Origin of the sequence: Acinetobacter sp. ANC 5054 (assembly GCF_002135295.1) — a bacterium.
In the GTDB taxonomy this organism is placed as follows: domain Bacteria; phylum Pseudomonadota; class Gammaproteobacteria; order Pseudomonadales; family Moraxellaceae; genus Acinetobacter.
On record NZ_NEGG01000002.1, the window covers coordinates 86172 to 103454 of the forward strand.

The window sequence follows — 17283 nt, forward strand, 5'->3', positions numbered from 1 at the left end:
ATGAATAAAACTGTAGCACTTCGTGGTTTATTGGGCCTAGCTTTAGCAGCGTGCATGTCTCAAACCGTGGTAGCAAACAATGACTTCACTCAAGAAGAAGCTAATACCATCGTAAAAGAAGATATTGCCTCTGCACAAGTGATGTCTGAAGTCTGCCCTGCGATCATTGGTAAAAATGCTAAATTTGACAGCAACATTTCATCACTTACAAAATCTTACCTTGCTGATTACTCAGATAAATCAATGACTTTAGAAAAATTACAGTCTGACAGTGAATATAAATCTGTACTAGAAGAAGCTCGCCAAGCCGCAAAAGATACAGATAAAGCTGAACAAAAATCAGTTTGCGAAGACGTATTGAACTACGAAGGCTAAACAAATGAAATGCTACGCATCATGTCGATGATGTAGAAGCATAATAAGTTTAAGTCTTCAGTTAAAAAAGGATGATGCTTTAGCGCTCATCCTTTTTTCTTTCACATTTTGTGGATTTCTCAACAGCTTCAATACAATTTTCTACTGACCTCTATCTGAATTGGGATTAAGCTACTGCTATTGAATTTTGTCTTATTGAATTGATTCAGGTTATTTGAATGAAAAACATGTTTGTAAAATCTCTTTGTGCACTGACTTTCTCTGCTTTTACTTTGGGTGCAATGTCTGTTCATGCAGCAGATGAGAAAATTGAAGTTACACCAACTCCATCTGTAACAAAACAAGAACTAGCAGCGATTTATGTACTCTCAGAAGTATGTCCAAAATTAGTCAGTGATAATGACAAACCAAAATTCGATGCAGGTTATGCGAAGCTTGCAAAAGAATATTTGCCTAGTGAAAAAAACCCAGTAAATGCATTACAACAGCTCAGCAAACAAAAAAGTTTCAAAGAAGCTTTGAACGAAGCTAAGTCTGATGCAAAGAAAGCGGGCAACAAGAAAAACGGTGAAATTTGTAAAGAGTTGACTGCTTACAGCAAATAATACCAATTGGTTACAATACTTTTAAAATAAGCGCTTACACCCCATAGAAGTCAGCCTAGCTTTGTCCTAAAATGCTAGGCTCGTCGAGCTTATAACAAGTTATTGGAACCACCCAGAATGACCCGAAAAACCGCCCTTGCCGCATTACTACTTGCACCTAGTTTTTCTTTCGCGGCAACTGTCCTTTCTGCACCACCAGAATTAAATAATAAATCTTATGTGCTGATGGATTATGAGACAGGGCAAATCCTTGCTTCAAAAAATGAAAATGAGAAATTAGCTCCTGCATCAATGACTAAAATGATGACCAGTTACATCATTGAACAAAAGTTATTGAGCGGCGAACTGACAGAAAATGAAAAAGTTCGTATGAATGAATCAGCTTGGTGTCGCGGTAGCAGCACTGAGTCTTGTATGTACGTTCCTTTAAATGGCACAGCAACAGCATTAGAAATGTTACGTGGCATTATTATTCAGTCAGGTAATGATGCTTCTAAAGCAATGGCTGAACATATTGCTGGCAATGAAGGCACTTTTGCTCACATGATGAACCAAGAAGCAAAACGTATTGGCATGACCAATACCAGCTTCATCAATGCAACAGGTATGCCTGCTGATGGTCATTATTCAACAGCAAAAGATATGGCGACACTTGCTCAGCACATTATCCATGACAGTTCAAAATACTACCCAATCTATTCAGAAAAAGAATTTACCTTTAATGGTATTAAACAAGGCAACCGTAATGCCCTTCTTTATACTGACCCAAGTGTAGATGGTTTAAAAACTGGTCATACTGAAGAAGCGGGTTATTGCTTAACAACTTCAGCTAAACGTGGTCCACTTCGTTTAATTTCAGTGATCTTTGGTGCGCCAAGCATGAATGAACGTGCATCACAAACACGTGAAATCTTAGCTTGGGGTTATGCAAACTTTGAAACTGTAAAAGTTCAATCTGCGAAACAAGTTCTTGCTAAAGCAAAAGTTTGGTACGGTAAAGAAAACGAAGTTCAAATTGGTCTTGCTGAAAACTTTAACGTAACCATGCCTAAAGGCGATGCAAACGCAATTAAAACCCAATTGGTTGTTCAACCTAAATTGACTGCACCTTTAAAACAAGGTCAAGTGGTTGGTAAATACGTTGCAACTTTAAACGGCAAAGTGATTGCTGAGAAACCACTTGTTGCTCTACAAAATGTTGAAGAAGCTGGTTTCTTTGCAAAAATGCTTGATCACATCAAACAATTCTTTAGCAACTTATTCTAAGTTTTCTGAAATTTAGATTTTAAGACTAAAGTGAAAGCATCTAGATTTCGGTCTAGGTGCTTTTTTATTTTATACTACCCTTAAACCTATAGATGACTTTCCTATGAGCCAAAATATTCGTCCCTATTTAGACACATCGCCGCAGATTGATGAAACATGTTATATCGATGAAATGTCTGTGGTGATTGGTGATGTTGTTTTAGGCGAGAATGTCTCGGTTTGGCCATTTGCTGTGATTCGTGGTGATGTAAATCATATTCGTATTGGTAAAAACTCCAATGTGCAAGATCATTCGATGTTGCATGTGAGCCATAAAAAAGCCGACAAGCCTGAAGGTTCGCCGCTGATCATTGGTGAAGATGTGACAATTGGTCATCATGTGAAATTACATGGTTGTACCATTGGTAATCGTGTTTTGATCGGTATTGGTACCATTATTTTAGATGATGTTATTGTTGAAGATGATGTGATGATTGGCGCAGGTTCCCTTGTTCCACCCAATAAAGTTTTGGAAAGTGGTTTTTTATACGTGGGGAGTCCTGTGAAAAAAGTCCGCCCTTTAACAGATAAAGAAAAAACGTTTTTACCGTATTCAGCGCAGAATTATGTGAAGGTTTCTAGAAATTATCTTAATAACTAGGATTCAAAGACAGTATCTCGAGCGAGCAACTTGTTCGCTTTTTCTACGCCGTTCAGATATGCACCATGTACGGTCCCTGCATACTGCACGCTACAATGCTCGCCCGTAAAGAAAATACGATTAGATACTGGTTCATTTAATGTATTCACCCACAATTCGCTATGCCCTGTTGTAGGAAAGCTAAAAGCACCAAAACAATGTTCATCCGCACCCCAACGAGTAACCACCATCTTCTCAGGTTGACTTGGCAGATTAGGCAAAGCTAACTTTAAATTTTGATAGATGAAATGCCATACCTCTACATCAGTAGAACGATCAATAAATTCTGAGGATTTCCCGCCAAATAGCATTAAATACATTGGTTTATTATAAATTTTGGATAAATCCAAAAGATTCAACCATTGCTCATTTACATAATAAAAAAAGCTGTTTACATCTATATCTTGCTGTAAGTTTAAAGATTCATTCAACTCAAAAAAGACTTTATTAAATGAACCAAAGCCAAGCTTTGAAATTGCGGCTAAATGTGCCTCAGGTAACGAAGGGATAAATTGGATTTTCTCTTGTTTTAACATACCTAATGAAACACTAAGTACAATTTGTTTTGCGATAAAGATTTCACCTGTTGTAGTACGTACTTGAACCGTGTCTTTTAGCAACGTAATTTGCTCTACTTGCGTTGATAATTGAATGTCTAAACCATTCGAAATACAGTCTAAAATCTGCGTATAACCTTGAGGGAAAATAACCTCATCGCCTGCAAAATAGCCTTCAAGTTGTGGATATTGTGCAGACAAATATTCAAGTTCAGTCGCAAATGGATCATTGGCTATTTTTTGAAAATAAGCCTCTAACATGGTTCTTAATTCATCTAGATGAAATGCAGAGACATCTACATTTAATTTATTTAAGATTAATCTAAGTGCATCTGCTGCACAGTGATTAGGATACTGTGCCAATTCATTTTCTATAAAATGAACTGCATTTAAGAATTGTTGTTTCTGTTCATCAGTAAACGCACGGCTACCATCAAAAAAATAGTCCGAATTGACGTAATTATAGACATAGGTTTCAATTTTATTATTTTGAGTTATGTCCCAAATAGGATTATGTTCAATACCATGAATCCAAGATGCGCCCAAGTCTAAAACATCTTGCTGATCAAGTACCGAGTGTAATCTTCCACCGATACGCTGCTTAGCCTCTAGCACACAGACATTTTTACCTGCATCATGCAGTGTTTTAGCACAGGCTAAACCCGAAATACCTGCACCAATGATGATGACATCATAGCTATTTTTTACATTTTCATGTTTAGGCATAATTTTTAATCTACTTAAGAGTCTTTGTACTATAAAACGATAGCCCTTTGTACGCTATTACGTTTCAGCTTCTATCAAAGCATTTTCATATTTATTATTGCTAATTGAAGTGCGTCATTCATCAGAACATTCACCCTACTTAAAAAGAAAAACAAATAGACATTTAAACAATTCGTCCGTGTACTGGTGAGCATCTTTAAATATTTTAAGATCAGCCCCACAAAAGTACATTCGCAATACTTCTGTTTTTAAATTTTGGAATCAGACATATACTGCATGAATAAGCCTAATGCGAAATCTTAGCGACCGTTTCTTTTATCAAAGCCACCAAAGCGATGATTTAAGCTTCATGTTAGGAACCCAAAACAATTGAATTGGTTAAACAACATAGCCACGCACTCCAAAATTTTATACAATAGCCCATCCCTTACCATGGTGCTTTTCTATGACCGCTTGGACTGCTCATGTCACTGTTGCGACAGTCGTCGAAAAAGACGGAAAATTCCTCTTTGTTGAAGAACATACAGAAGGTGTGACCCATACTGTATTTAATCAGCCGGCGGGTCATGTCGAATGTGGCGAAACCATTATTGAAGCAGCCATTCGTGAAACCATGGAAGAAACAGGTCACGATGTAGAAATCACGAACCTTTTAGGCATGTATACTTATACACCTCCAATGTTCCCTGATCGTACTTATTTCCGTTTCTGTTTCTTAGCTAAAGACCTCAAACACCATGCAGATGCTCAGTTAGATACAGGCATCGTCGGTGCAGTATGGATGACTTTGGACGAATTAGTAGAATCAGCACGTGCGCGCAGTCCATTGGTGATTAAAGCCGTACAAGATGCCCTTTCAGGTCAAAAATATCCTTTATCGCTCATTTACGAGCACCAAAACTCTCCCTTAATTTCAAATTTGGATGCTTAATCCTATGCAACAACGTGTCATCGTCGGTATGTCTGGTGGTGTAGATTCTTCTGTTTCTGCTGCACTTCTACTTCAACAGGGCTATCAGGTTGAAGGTCTTTTCATGAAAAACTGGGAAGAAGATGACGGCACGGAATACTGCACGGCGATGGAAGACCTTGCCGATGCTCAAGCTGTTTGTGACAAAATTGGTATTAAACTGCATACAGCGAACTTCGCAATGGAATATTGGGATCGTGTTTTTGAACACTTCCTACAAGAATATGCTGCAGGCCGTACCCCTAACCCAGATATTCTGTGCAATAAAGAAATTAAATTCCGTGCTTTCTTAGATCATGCTGTGAACTTAGGTGCTGACTTTATTGCAACAGGTCACTATTGCCGTCGCGGTGAAACACTAAAAAATTCACGTGGTGAAGAATATGCCCCACTATTGCGTGGTGTAGACCAAAATAAAGACCAAACTTATTTCTTACACGCTGTACATGGTCGTGAAATTAACAAAACTTTGTTCCCAGTGGGTGAAATTGAAAAACCGCAAGTTCGTAAAATTGCTGAAGAACTTGGTTTAGCCACCGCGAAGAAAAAAGATTCAACAGGGATCTGTTTTATTGGTGAACGTCGCTTTAATGACTTCTTAAAACAATATTTACCTGCCCAACCCGGAAAAATCGTATTAGATACAGGTAAAGAGGTTGGTGAACATCACGGCTTAATGTACTATACGCTCGGTCAACGTGGTGGTATTGGTCTTGGTGGACTCAAAGGTGCTGAAGAAGGCGCTTGGTTTGTTCTGCATAAAGACATTGAAGGTAACCGCCTCGTTATTGGTCAAGGTCATGAACACCCACTTATGCAAAGTACTATTTTATGGTCTGAAGCAATTGATTGGGTGGCAGGTGAACAAGAGATTCCTGAATCAGGTTTCCGCTGTACAGCAAAAACCCGTTATCGTCAGCCTGACCAAGACTGTACATTATTTAAAGACCCTACAGCACCAAATGGTGTACGTGTCGAGTTCGATGAACCACAACGTGCTGTAACACCGGGTCAAAGTGTGGTGTTTTACACCGATGAAGTTTGTTTAGGTGGCGGTGTGATTCATCATACCAATGCGCCTAAACCGGATTTTATAGAATAAGGATTGTCTCGGATGACAGAGTTACCGTTTCAACAGCCTCAAACTCTGAACACTCGTCAAAATCGTGCATTGGCGTTAGCTGCTGTTTTTCAAGCAACACAGCTCACTCACATGACTGCATTAACGGGTACACAAAGTATTGGTGAGAGCGGTAATTTTTATTTTGAACATCTGATTAAAGCCAGTTTGAATATCCGTCCAAAATCGAACCAGTCTACTCAGACCCTCGATTTTTTTGATAAGTTGGCGGATATTTCACTCGGCTTAAAAACCTTAGAAAGTAGTATTACCCAACCCTTCAATACATCCCCAAAATCTAGACTTCCTAAACTTGCCAACACTAAACTTCCAATGACCTACGCAATGGCATTGTTGCAATTGGAAAAGAAAGTGTATAGCAACCCTCAATTCGTTGAAATTATTGAGCAATCCCAACAAAAAATTCTAAGACAGCTCTCCTTTTTCGATAATAACTATTTACATCCAAGTATTATTGCCAATCTTGCCCAAACCTATATTGAAACTGCGGGATCAATTAATCCACGCATTATGGTTCGCGGCAATGCTGAAGCTTTTAAAGATACCGCTCATACCAATCGCATTCGTGCTTCCTTATTTACTGGCTTACAAATGGCGCATTTATGGCGTCAACTTGGTGGAAGCTCGTGGGGTATGATTTTCAGCAAGCGTAAGCTGCTCCAAGATATTCAAGATCTTGCTCGATTACAGTATCAGGTGGTTTAACTGATGCAAATCGGGCTTTTTGTTTTACGTTTAATTCCAAAATTTAAGGAATCGCTATGAACGCTTTAACCGCACTTTCTCCATTAGATGGACGTTACGCTAGCAAATGTGATGCTCTACGTCCCTTCCTCTCTGAGTTTGGTTTAATCCATGCTCGTGTGACTGTTGAAGTGCGTTGGTTACAAGCGCTTGCGAACCGTCCAGAAATCACTGAAGTTCCTGCTTTTTCAGTAGAAACGAATGCTGCACTAGACGCAATCGTTGCAAACTTCTCTGAAGACAATGCAAACCGCATTAAAGAAATTGAACGTACGACTAACCATGACGTGAAAGCGGTTGAGTACTTCTTAAAAGAACAAATTGCACACATCGATGAACTTAAAAATGCAGGCGAATTCATTCACTTCGCATGTACTTCTGAAGACATCAATAACTTGTCTCACGCGTTAATGCTAAAAAATGGTCGTGAAGTTTTAGTTGCTTCAATGCAACAAATTATTGATTCAATCGTAGCTTTGGCTGAACAACACGCTGAACAACCAATGTTGTCTCGTACACATGGTCAAACTGCAAGCCCAACAACTTTAGGTAAAGAAATGGCGAACGTGGCTTACCGCCTTGCACGTCAAATCAAACAATTCAAACAAGTTGAACTTCTAGGCAAAATCAATGGTGCTGTAGGTAACTATAATGCGCACTACTCTGCTTACCCAGAAATCAACTGGCCAGCTCATTCACAAGCTTTTGTTGAATCTTTAGGTTTAGAATTTAACCCGTACACCACTCAAATTGAACCACATGACTACATGGCGGAACTTTTTGATGCGCTACGTCGTTTCAACACCATCCTCATCGACTTTAACCGCGATGTTTGGGGCTATATTTCACTTGGTTTCTTCAAACAACGTTTGAAAGAAGGCGAAGTTGGTTCTTCAACTATGCCGCACAAAGTTAACCCAATCGACTTCGAAAACTCTGAAGGTAACTTGGGTATTGCAAATGCAGTACTTGCGCACTTAGGCGAAAAACTTCCTGTATCTCGCTGGCAGCGCGACTTAACTGACTCTACTGTTCTTCGTAACATGGGTGTTGGTTTTGCACAAAGCTTAATCGCTTTTGAAGCTTGCTCTAAAGGTATTGGCAAACTTGAATTAAATGCTCAACGCATTTTAGAAGATCTTGACCACGCTCAAGAAGTTCTTGCAGAGCCAATTCAAACTGTTATGCGCCGTTATGCAGTTGAAAAACCATATGAAAAACTTAAAGCCCTTACTCGTGGTCAAGCAATGACTCGCGACATGATGGTTAACTTCGTAAATGGTACAGAGCTTGAAGCAGTTCCTGCTGCTGACCGTGCTCGCCTTGCAGAAATGACTCCTGCAACGTATACAGGTAATGCATCAACTCAAGCAAAACAAGTTGCTGATTTGATTTCTAAGATCTAATTTCTAAAATCTAATCTTAGATAGATCAAAAAAACGAGGCTTAATGCCTCGTTTTTTATTTCCACCTATATACTCCTTCTCCCTTTTGGATAAGGAGCATGCTCCGCAAGGAGATGAGGGGTATCCACCTCTCCCTAACCCTTTCCTATAAGGAGAAGGGAAATTTAGAAGGAATTTTTATTCCGCAGGGCAATATTTCGCCCAATCATCTTTCATACGTTGTAATTCACAGTCCGTTAATACATCACTGAAATAGATATAGTAGGTCGCATCTGAATACTGAATTTCATGGCGATACAGCATACCGCGTAAGGACACAGAAAGTTCTTCTGGAAAATCATCCGTCAAATACAGTTCTTCAAAATCATAATTAAAATAGCAATTTTGTTTTGCTTCAAATGCTTCTATTACGGCCATCTACCTAACTCAGTACAACAAAAATATCACTTTAGTTTAAAGGATTCATTCATGAAATACCTTACACAACGGTTTTTCGAATCATGATGCGATATAAAGTGATTGTGAGTTCAAAATGATATTGTGCTCTAACAGCTTAGTTCAAATTATCGCTATACTTGCGCCACTTTTAAATTTTCATCTTTCATAATAATTGAACGCAGCTAGACGCATGATCGATTACAAACTTTCTTCAAAATATATTTTCCCCTTACTCGTTCTATTTACTGCCATTGCTATAGCCAGTATCAATCCACTTGAAATGGCACCTTATTTACTGCATCAAATTGGCACAGTGTTCATGCTTGTGGTCTTATTGGTCTGTCTTTATAAATTAGGACTAAGTTTTGCGAGTGTTTGCTTATATATTGGCTTTTTACTGATTCATATAGTTGGTGCACATTATTTATATTCATATGTGCCTTATGCTGAATGGACGCAATCCATCTTTGGCTTTAATTTAGACCAAGCAATGGGCTGGACGAGAAATATGTACGATCGACTGGTACATTTGGCTTATGGTCTATTTCTATATCCCTTCTTCTACCGCATTTTTCAAATTTGGCTTCCACAACTTAAAGCATCCACTTTATTTTTATTGGTTGTGCAATTTGTGATGGCAACAAGTTTGTTTTATGAATGGATCGAATGGCTAATTGCTATCGGCTTATCACCAGAAGAAGCTGAAAATTATAATGGACAACAAGGTGATATTTGGGATGCGCATAAAGATATGCTACTTGCAATGCTTGGTGCAATGATCACCGGCGGTCTTTTATATTTCAATCAGAAAAAATCCTAAATAAAAAAAGCACTCATCCAAGTGCTTTTTTATAAATCACTGTATTAATAAATGGATCTATTAATATAGTGGTAGCACATTTAATGATTGATCTAACAGATCTAAAGCGCCCCATGGTGTTTGAAGCTCAGTATTTGAAACCTCTGTAACATCCGATACAGGATTTACAGACGTATTTAAATTTGATGATTCATCTGTTATTCCATCAAGAGCAATATTTGGCTCTGATTTACTCAATAAGTCATTCAAATCTATTTGCTGATCAGAAATAAATGAGCTTGTTTCACTGTTTAAACTAAAGCTCAATACACTTTGCTGCGCGAGTATATCGAACACACTATTATCATCTGTTAACAGCGATGCCTGATCATGTAACTCATCTGACAAGAATAATAAGCTCGTTTTAGCAGCCGTTGCCGTATCAACAGTAAACTCAAATGCTGAGCTTTTAGCACTGGTATTTCCAGCCACATCCGTTTGGGTAAAACTATAACTATATTTCCCATCTGCCAAATCGCTCTCAGGTGTATACAACCATTTTCCACTCGCATCTGCTTTGACTGATGCCACAGCGATCCCATTTTTATAAATGGTTATCGTGGCGTTTGCCTCTCCTTTACCTTCAAAGCTCGGTGTCGAATCTTGTGTGCTTTCACCCTGTTTAATGGTTAGCTTGGTTGTATCTCGATCATCGTAAACCGTAGGCAATGTTGGTACCGATGGCGCAATCGTGTCCTTAGTACCTACGAGTTGTGTACTCTTTGAGATATTTCCAGATGCATCTGTGGCAGTAATTTGTACAACATTCTTATCTGTAATTGCGCTGCTTAATTTCACTGTATAGAGACCATCATCTCCGACAGTTGCTGTGCCAAGCGTATTACCAGCACTATTTTTAATAATAATTTTTGCTCCAACTTCAGCGCTTCCTGTCACTTCTGTGCCATCAGCATTCATCGTCGCTGTTGGTGCAACTGGCGGTGTATTATCAGTTCCGGCAGTGACACTTAAAGGTGTAGATTGATTCCCTGCATCATCAACTACAATAATGGTCACTTTATTACTGTCAGACAACGCTGGATTCAATGTGATTTTAAACTGACCATTGGCATCGGCCGTAGTGGTGGCGATAACTTGTGAATTTGCATCTAATATTTGAATGGTACTGTTGGGTTCGGCGGTACCAACAAGTTCTGTTCCAGCTTTATTAACTTCAATCTTGGGTTGATCAGGTCGCAGCGTATCTTTGCCCATTTCAACCGTCTGCGCTTCAGATTTATTGCCCGCTTTATCTTCCACAATAACTTTAGCAGTCTCACCCGCTTGCAAAGAATCACTTAATGAAATGGAAAAATTACCATCACTTGCTGCAATAACTGGCCCACCTAAAAGCGTTATACCATCGGCAGCATAAACATAAATTTTTGCGCCAGCTTCTGCCAAACCTGAGACAAACTTACCGCTTTCATCTACTTGTGCATTTGCGGAATCAGGAGCAATCGTATCTTTGCTACCCGTTAAAATCGTCGCTTGCGAACTATTTCCCGCTTGGTCTTTAGCGTACAAAATCACACGATTACCATCTGTAATCGCTTCATTCAAAGTAATTGTATAGTTGCCATCAGCATCTGCTTTAGATTGGCCAATAATATTGCCTTTAGCATCAACGATATAAACCGTTGCACCAGCTTCCGCCTTGCCAGTTACAATTTTTCCGTCAATATCAAAGCTACCTGTTGGGGTACTTGGCGGTGTTTTGTCATCACTTGAGGATTTATCATCTTCTTTATCAAATGCAAGTAGGTATACCGCTTCTGCACCTAAAATTGCTAATCCCGCCTTAAGTAGCGATGGCGAACCATCGTCCTCACTTGCCACTTCAGTGGCTTGAACCGGCGTTGCTGCTTGATTTAACTGAGTTGATGATAAAGGCTGCATAAATTCATTTACAGAACGATAGCTAATTGTTTTGCCATCTACATCCATTTCAACCAGTTCAAATTGGGCTGGTCCACTATGTAAAACGAGAGAATTTTCAGAACCAAAGTCATCTGTATAAAAATGATCAATCACAATTTTTTGACCATTTTTCAGGGTAATCACACATTGATTACCCACCCGATGGATCGATTGAATATCCTCTGGCTTAAGTTCTAACTGAATGATGGACGGTTGAGATATTTGTATTTTTGGAGCCTGAGTTTCTTTTAAAATCGTTTGATCTTTCTTCGATATCACGACAATTTTTGTCATTTCTTCCTCAGTGTTATTTTGAAATAAACATCTAATAAATAATTAGTTAAGTACCTTATCAAATTGAAACTGAACAGACAAACCATTCTGGATGTTTATTCGGCAGAAATATTATTATTTAAATTTCAACTTAAATTCTACTATGAAGTGAAGCATTGATTAACTTTTGGAAACAAGCAAGATCCGCCAGCATTTCTGCTGCTAACAAAATCACAATGTAAACGAACCCTCCAAATATAAATCAAATCGACTATAGCTGTTCCTTTGGATCTATCCATTTTAAAATTTTAGATTCAGCCAAATCTGAATATTCAAACTTATCTAAATATTTAAAGCAGACATTATCGCTTTACATAAAAAAAGCTCACCGAAGTGAGCTTTAAATACTTTATATTAAAAAGATTTATAGTTTTGGATCACGCAGTTGAACCAAGCTTGCATTGGCTTTACTCAAAGATTCCATGACTTTTGACATCACGGCTGGAACCAATGAATCTGCCATTTGTGCCGCTTGTAGACCTAACTTTTCACCCAAAGTTGGTTTTTTTCGAGTTTCGATTACATAAACATCATGCTGAGGTAATAAACTCAACAAGTATTCATCAGAAGTTTTGAGCTGATCAACCAAGTTCAAATCGAGTGCATCTTGACCATACCAATGCTCACCTGTTGCCACTTTTTCAACATTGAGCTGCGGACGGTATTTTTCAACAAAGTGTTTGAACAAGTTATGGGTTTGTTGCAACTCTTCTTCAAACTTCGCCTTACCTTCTTCGGTATTTTCACCAAACATAGTCACAGTACGTTTGAACTGACCCGCAGTGTACAGTTCAAAGTCAATATGCTTTTCTTTCAATAGACGGTTAAAGTTCGGTACTTGAGCAACCACACCAATTGAACCAACAACGGCAAATGGTGCTGAAATAATTTCAGAGGCAATACATGCCATCATATAACCGCCACTTGCAGCGACTTTATCGACACAAATCGTCAGTTTAAAACCTGCATCACGTAGGCGAACTAATTGTGCAGCTGCCAGACCATAACCATGTACCATGCCACCCGGACTTTCTAAACGAAGCACCACACGGTCTCGTCCCACTTTAGCCGTGGCTAAAATAAGCGTAATTTCTTCACGTAAGCTTTCAACTGCTGAAGCGGCGGTATCACCTTTAAAGTCCAATACATATACTTTTTCGTTGGTCTTTTTACGGGCACGTGCCTCTTTAGACAATTGCTGAGCCAATTGTAATAGCTCTAATTTTGATGCTGTAGTTTGCGCAATTTTTTTTCGTTGTTCGTTGATGCGTGCATTCAAATGACTGACACGAATTTCAGCAGGCAATTTGGGATTATGAAATAGCATAAAATTTCAAACTCATTTAATTCATATTTATGATTTATAAGATGTGGGTTTCGTCACAAAAATTCAATGTGTATCTAAAAATAATTCTCATTAAATCGGTCAATTGGATTTCTTACTCATTAATTCCAAATGTTTATTCGAATATTTAGCAAGTTAGAAAATAAAAAAGAGCCATATGACTCTTTTTAAATTTAGCTTCACTGATCTAGATAAATTAACCAAAACGACCGGTAATATAGGCTTCTGTTAATTGATGATCTGGCTGCGTGAAGACTTTTTCAGTGGCATTCACTTCAATCAAATCGCCTAAATGGAAGTATGCAGTACGGTCTGATACACGTGCTGCCTGTTGCATTGAGTGTGTCACAATTGCAATGGTGTATTGATTGGAAAGTTCAGAAATCAATTCTTCCACTTTTGCAGTCGCAATTGGATCCAGTGCAGAACACGGCTCATCCATCAAAATCACTTCAGGTGACACTGCAATGGTACGAGCAATACATAAACGCTGCTGCTGACCACCAGAAAGCCCCGTACCCGGCTGGCTTAAACGATCTTTTACTTCATCCCACAAACCTGCTTTACGCAAGCTATTTTCCACAATTTCTTCCATATCGTATTTATCACGTGCCAAGCCATGTAGTTTTGGGCCATAAGCGACGTTGTCAAAAATAGACTTTGGAAATGGGTTTGGCTTCTGGAAAACCATACCTACTTGTGCACGAAGTAAAACCACGTCTAGGTTTGGGTCATAGATATCCTGATTATCTAACATCACTTTACCCGTAACGCGACATGTATCAATCGTGTCATTCATACGGTTTAAGGTACGTAAGAAAGTCGATTTACCGCAGCCCGATGGTCCAATAAATGCAATCACTTCATTTTCATAAATGTTGAGATCAATGCCTTTAATCGCTTCAGACTCACCATAGTACACATGCACATCATTGGTACTGATTTTCACATTTGCCGACTTTGCATCTTTCTTTTGACTTGCTTGCGTGTCGAACTGTGAAACGAAAGATGTGGTCTTTTGCGTTTGACTGCCTTCGGCAGAGGTAAATTGTGTGTGTTCTTGATTCACGGATTTATCCTGATCTAAAGAATTCTGCTTAGATGTAGCAACTGTATTCATATCATGCGCCCTCTTACCAGCGTACTTCAAATTTCTTACGTAACCAGATCGCCAAACTGTTTAGGCCGATCATGAGCGCAAGAAGTACAATAATTGCTGCCGAAGTACGCGCTTCAAAGAAGTTACGTAATTCATTACCTTGCCATAAGAAAATTTGAACAGGTAAAGCAGTTGATTGATCTAATGGTGTTGCTGGTACACTCGCCACAAAGGCGCTCATACCAATGAGTAATAATGGAGCGGTTTCACCCAAAGCCTGTGCTACACCAATGATACCGCCAGTTAAAATACCCGGCAGTGCAAGCGGTAGTACATGGTGGAAAACCGTCTGTAAACGTGATGCGCCTAGACCTAAAGCAGCTTGACGGATCGAAGGTGGTACTGCTTTCAGTGATGCACGAGTCGTAATAATTACTGTTGGTAAAGTCATTAAACTCAGTACTAAACCACCGACTACAGGGGCCGACAATGGCATGTGCATCCAACCAATAAAGATCGCTGCACCCAACAAACCAAAGACAATCGAAGGAACAGCTGCCAAGTTGTTAATGTTGACTTCAACAACATCGGTAATCCAGTTCTTTGGCGCAAACTCTTCAAGGTAAATTGCAGATGCCACACCAATAGGAATCGAGATTACGATCACAATCAGCATCATGAACAATGAACCCATAAATGCGCCCGCAAGTCCTGATGTTGCTGGTGAACTACGTGAGTCTGGATTTTTAAAGATATCTGTATTAAAGGTGCTACTAATGACGCCATTAGCTTTTAGGTTGTCTGCCAATTGACGAACTTCAGGACTGAGCTGTTGTTGATCATCTGGCAAACTACGGTCAATATTTCCTGCTAGCCACACATCGACATTGGCATCTGCAAGGATTTTCAAGTCTTGTTTTTTACCAATTAATGATGGATCAGCCATGACCATGTCACGTAAACGATATGATTCTGAACTGGTATAAAGACTGTTTAATTCGTCACGTTGCGGTGCAATTGCTGGATCTTTGGCAACGATGCCATTTACGATTAACGCATCCCAATCCACCATACCCATTTCAGTTTGCCAAGCAATGTAACGCTCTTGATACTGTGCCGGTGATTCACCTTGTTTCTGTACAGGTTTAGCACCAACATTAATAATCGCTGGGTCAAAATAAACAGGAACCGTCATACTGCTTTGCCAAAATGCAGGTAAACCCTTGGCTAAAATACTGCCGAACAGCAATACGACAAAGAGTAAACCCGTTATCACAGCACTAAAGCCAAGTACACGGAAAGTCTTTTCTTTACGGTGACGCTTTGCCAATGAGCTTTCGATCGTTTTCTTACGTTTTTCACGTAGCGCTTGCGCCGCTTGTGGATCAAAGCCTTGATCCATATTTGATGTATTCGTAGTCGTCATTCGTATTGCTCACGGTATTTACGCACGATGTACAGTGCAACAATATTCAGGCCCAGAGTAATGACAAACAAAGTCAAACCAAGCGCAAAGGCAACTAGTGCTTGCGGGCTTGCAAAGTCTGTATCACCTGTTAATTGGTTCACGATGGTAATCGTTACCGTAGAAACCGCTTCAAGTGGATTGATATGTAGCAATGGACTATTCCCTGCTGCAAGCACCACAATCATGGTTTCACCAATGGCACGTGACGCAGCAAGTAAGAATGCGCCGATAATCCCCGGCAGTGCCGCTGGAAGAACAACTTGGCGAATGGTCTCAGATTTGGTTGCGCCTAAGCCCAGTGAGCCATCTCGCAGCGCGCGAGGGACTTGAGTAATGATGTCATCTGATAAAGATGATACGAATGGGATGATCATAATCCCCATCACAAAGCCAGCGGTTAAGGCACTTGTTGCATTAATATCCAGTCCAATCATTGCACCCAAGTCTTTAGCAAATGGGCCAATGATCATCAAGGCAAACACACCATAGACAATGGTCGGAATACCTGCGAGTACTTCAATTGCTGGTTTCGCCCAAGAACGGAAACTTGGTTTAGCATATTCAGCTAGATAGATTGCAATCATTAAGCCGACTGGCACTGCTACCAATAGCGCGATGCCACTGACCATGAGTGTTCCCCATAGCAATGGAAGCAAACCATAACTGCCTTCTGCATTTCCCGATGTACTAAAACCGGGGTTCCACTCTGTGCCAAAGAAGAAATCCAGTGGGCTCACAAAGCTAAAGAAGCGCATCGCTTCACTGAACATTGACATCACAATGCCGACAGTGGTCAAAATCGCCACGCCTGAACATAGTGCCAATGCAATATTTAAGACTTTTTCAACTTGGTTACGGGCACGATATTTTTCAGCAATGCGGCGTTTAGCCATAACTAAACCAATCAATGCCGCACAAATTACAACTGCAAGTTTTGCAAACGAACCTATATTTTCAATTTTCTTTAATTGTTCCGCTGCTGCAATTTCATATGCTGCTGGTGTATCACTTACCCCAAAGCCCGAAGCAATCGCTTGAACACGATCGACCATGACACTTGTCGTCGCAGGGTCTAAGCTTGCACGAATATTTTCAGGAACATTATTTAAAATAACATGTTGGAAAATACTGGGTTCAACCAAGTTCCATACAATCAGAATTAAAAAAGCGGGAATACCACACCAGAGCGCGACCAAGACACCGTAGTAACCCGGTCTTGAATGTAACATTGCTGAATTATTGCCTTTGCCTGCAAGTTTACGACTCTTGGTCAAACCCACTTGATAAGCAACTGCAATGATTGCGAGCAATACACCAATGAGTAGCAGATTCATGTAATCTCCACTGTTTTT

Annotated in this window: 16 protein-coding genes; 9 read left to right on the forward strand and 7 right to left on the reverse strand. The window is 39.6% G+C overall.

The window, feature by feature from the left end:
• The 4 genes from B9T33_RS02700 to B9T33_RS02715 all read left to right on the forward strand — a co-directional run bounded on the left by B9T33_RS02700 (position 1) and on the right by B9T33_RS02715 (position 2886).
• Positions 1 to 375: an MCR_0457 family protein gene (locus tag B9T33_RS02700; protein ID WP_086177420.1), complete on the forward strand. Its 375-nt coding sequence runs from the start codon at positions 1 to 3 to the stop codon at positions 373 to 375.
• Between the two features lie 218 nt (positions 376 to 593).
• Complete coding sequence (locus B9T33_RS02705; RefSeq protein ID WP_086177421.1) at positions 594 to 980, forward strand: MCR_0457 family protein; 387 nt, start codon at positions 594 to 596, stop codon at positions 978 to 980.
• Between the two features lie 117 nt (positions 981 to 1097).
• On the forward strand, positions 1098 to 2246 hold the full coding sequence (gene dacC, locus B9T33_RS02710; RefSeq protein ID WP_086177422.1) for a D-alanyl-D-alanine carboxypeptidase PBP5/6: 1149 nt from the start codon (positions 1098 to 1100) through the stop codon (positions 2244 to 2246).
• Positions 2247 to 2349: 103 nt separating this feature from the next.
• Positions 2350 to 2886, forward strand: a complete 537-nt coding sequence (locus B9T33_RS02715) for a gamma carbonic anhydrase family protein (RefSeq protein ID WP_086177423.1) — start codon at positions 2350 to 2352, stop codon at positions 2884 to 2886.
• Here the strand turns inward: B9T33_RS02715 and B9T33_RS02720 are convergent.
• Positions 2883 to 4208, reverse strand: coding sequence for a flavin monoamine oxidase family protein (locus tag B9T33_RS02720; RefSeq protein WP_086177424.1), 1326 nt, complete (start codon positions 4206 to 4208; stop codon positions 2883 to 2885). The two genes, B9T33_RS02715 and B9T33_RS02720, sit on opposite strands and share 4 nt — an antisense overlap.
• Positions 4209 to 4653: 445 nt before the next feature.
• On the opposite strand from B9T33_RS02720, the gene B9T33_RS02725 reads away from it, so the two are divergent.
• The 4 genes from B9T33_RS02725 to purB are packed head-to-tail and all read left to right on the forward strand — an operon-like array spanning position 4654 to position 8469.
• The gene (locus B9T33_RS02725; protein WP_086177425.1) at positions 4654 to 5139 is read left to right on the forward strand and encodes an NUDIX hydrolase; all 486 of its coding nucleotides are present in this window, start codon (positions 4654 to 4656) and stop codon (positions 5137 to 5139) included.
• Between the two features lie 4 nt (positions 5140 to 5143).
• Positions 5144 to 6280, forward strand: a complete 1137-nt coding sequence (gene mnmA / locus B9T33_RS02730) for a tRNA 2-thiouridine(34) synthase MnmA (protein ID WP_086177608.1) — start codon at positions 5144 to 5146, stop codon at positions 6278 to 6280.
• 12 nt (positions 6281 to 6292) lie between these two features.
• Positions 6293 to 7024 (forward strand): high frequency lysogenization protein HflD, encoded by a 732-nt coding sequence (gene hflD, locus B9T33_RS02735; RefSeq protein WP_086177426.1) that lies wholly within the window; start codon positions 6293 to 6295, stop codon positions 7022 to 7024.
• Positions 7025 to 7080: 56 nt separating this feature from the next.
• Positions 7081 to 8469 carry an adenylosuccinate lyase gene (purB, locus tag B9T33_RS02740; RefSeq protein WP_086177427.1) on the forward strand — a complete coding sequence of 463 codons (1389 nt, stop codon included), beginning with the start codon at positions 7081 to 7083 and terminating at the stop codon, positions 8467 to 8469.
• 177 nt (positions 8470 to 8646) lie between these two features.
• Here the strand turns inward: purB and B9T33_RS02745 are convergent, their stop codons facing one another.
• Positions 8647 to 8886: a hypothetical protein gene (locus B9T33_RS02745; protein WP_086177428.1), complete on the reverse strand. Its 240-nt coding sequence runs from the start codon at positions 8884 to 8886 to the stop codon at positions 8647 to 8649.
• 211 nt (positions 8887 to 9097) lie between these two features.
• Between B9T33_RS02745 and B9T33_RS02750 the strand changes: the two genes are divergently transcribed.
• Positions 9098 to 9727 (forward strand): DUF2238 domain-containing protein, encoded by a 630-nt coding sequence (locus tag B9T33_RS02750; protein WP_086177429.1) that lies wholly within the window; start codon positions 9098 to 9100, stop codon positions 9725 to 9727.
• Positions 9728 to 9787: 60 nt separating this feature from the next.
• Here the strand turns inward: B9T33_RS02750 and B9T33_RS02755 are convergent, their stop codons facing one another.
• The 5 genes from B9T33_RS02755 to pstC form a co-directional block, all read right to left on the reverse strand.
• Positions 9788 to 11980: an Ig-like domain-containing protein gene (locus tag B9T33_RS02755; protein WP_086177430.1), complete on the reverse strand. Its 2193-nt coding sequence runs from the start codon at positions 11978 to 11980 to the stop codon at positions 9788 to 9790.
• A 403-nt stretch (positions 11981 to 12383) separates the two neighbouring features.
• On the reverse strand, positions 12384 to 13346 hold the full coding sequence (sohB, locus tag B9T33_RS02760; RefSeq protein ID WP_086177431.1) for a protease SohB: 963 nt from the start codon (positions 13344 to 13346) through the stop codon (positions 12384 to 12386).
• A 214-nt stretch (positions 13347 to 13560) separates the two neighbouring features.
• A complete protein-coding gene (gene pstB / locus B9T33_RS02765; protein ID WP_086177432.1) occupies positions 13561 to 14484 on the reverse strand; it encodes a phosphate ABC transporter ATP-binding protein PstB in 924 nt (307 codons plus the stop codon).
• Positions 14485 to 14497: 13 nt separating this feature from the next.
• Positions 14498 to 15889: a phosphate ABC transporter permease PstA gene (pstA, locus tag B9T33_RS02770; RefSeq protein ID WP_086177433.1), complete on the reverse strand. Its 1392-nt coding sequence runs from the start codon at positions 15887 to 15889 to the stop codon at positions 14498 to 14500.
• Entirely contained in the window at positions 15886 to 17265 is a 1380-nt protein-coding gene (gene pstC, locus B9T33_RS02775) for a phosphate ABC transporter permease subunit PstC (protein ID WP_086177434.1), read from the reverse strand. Before pstC ends, pstA begins: the two co-directional genes overlap by 4 nt.
• Between the last annotated feature and the right edge of the window lie 18 nt (positions 17266 to 17283).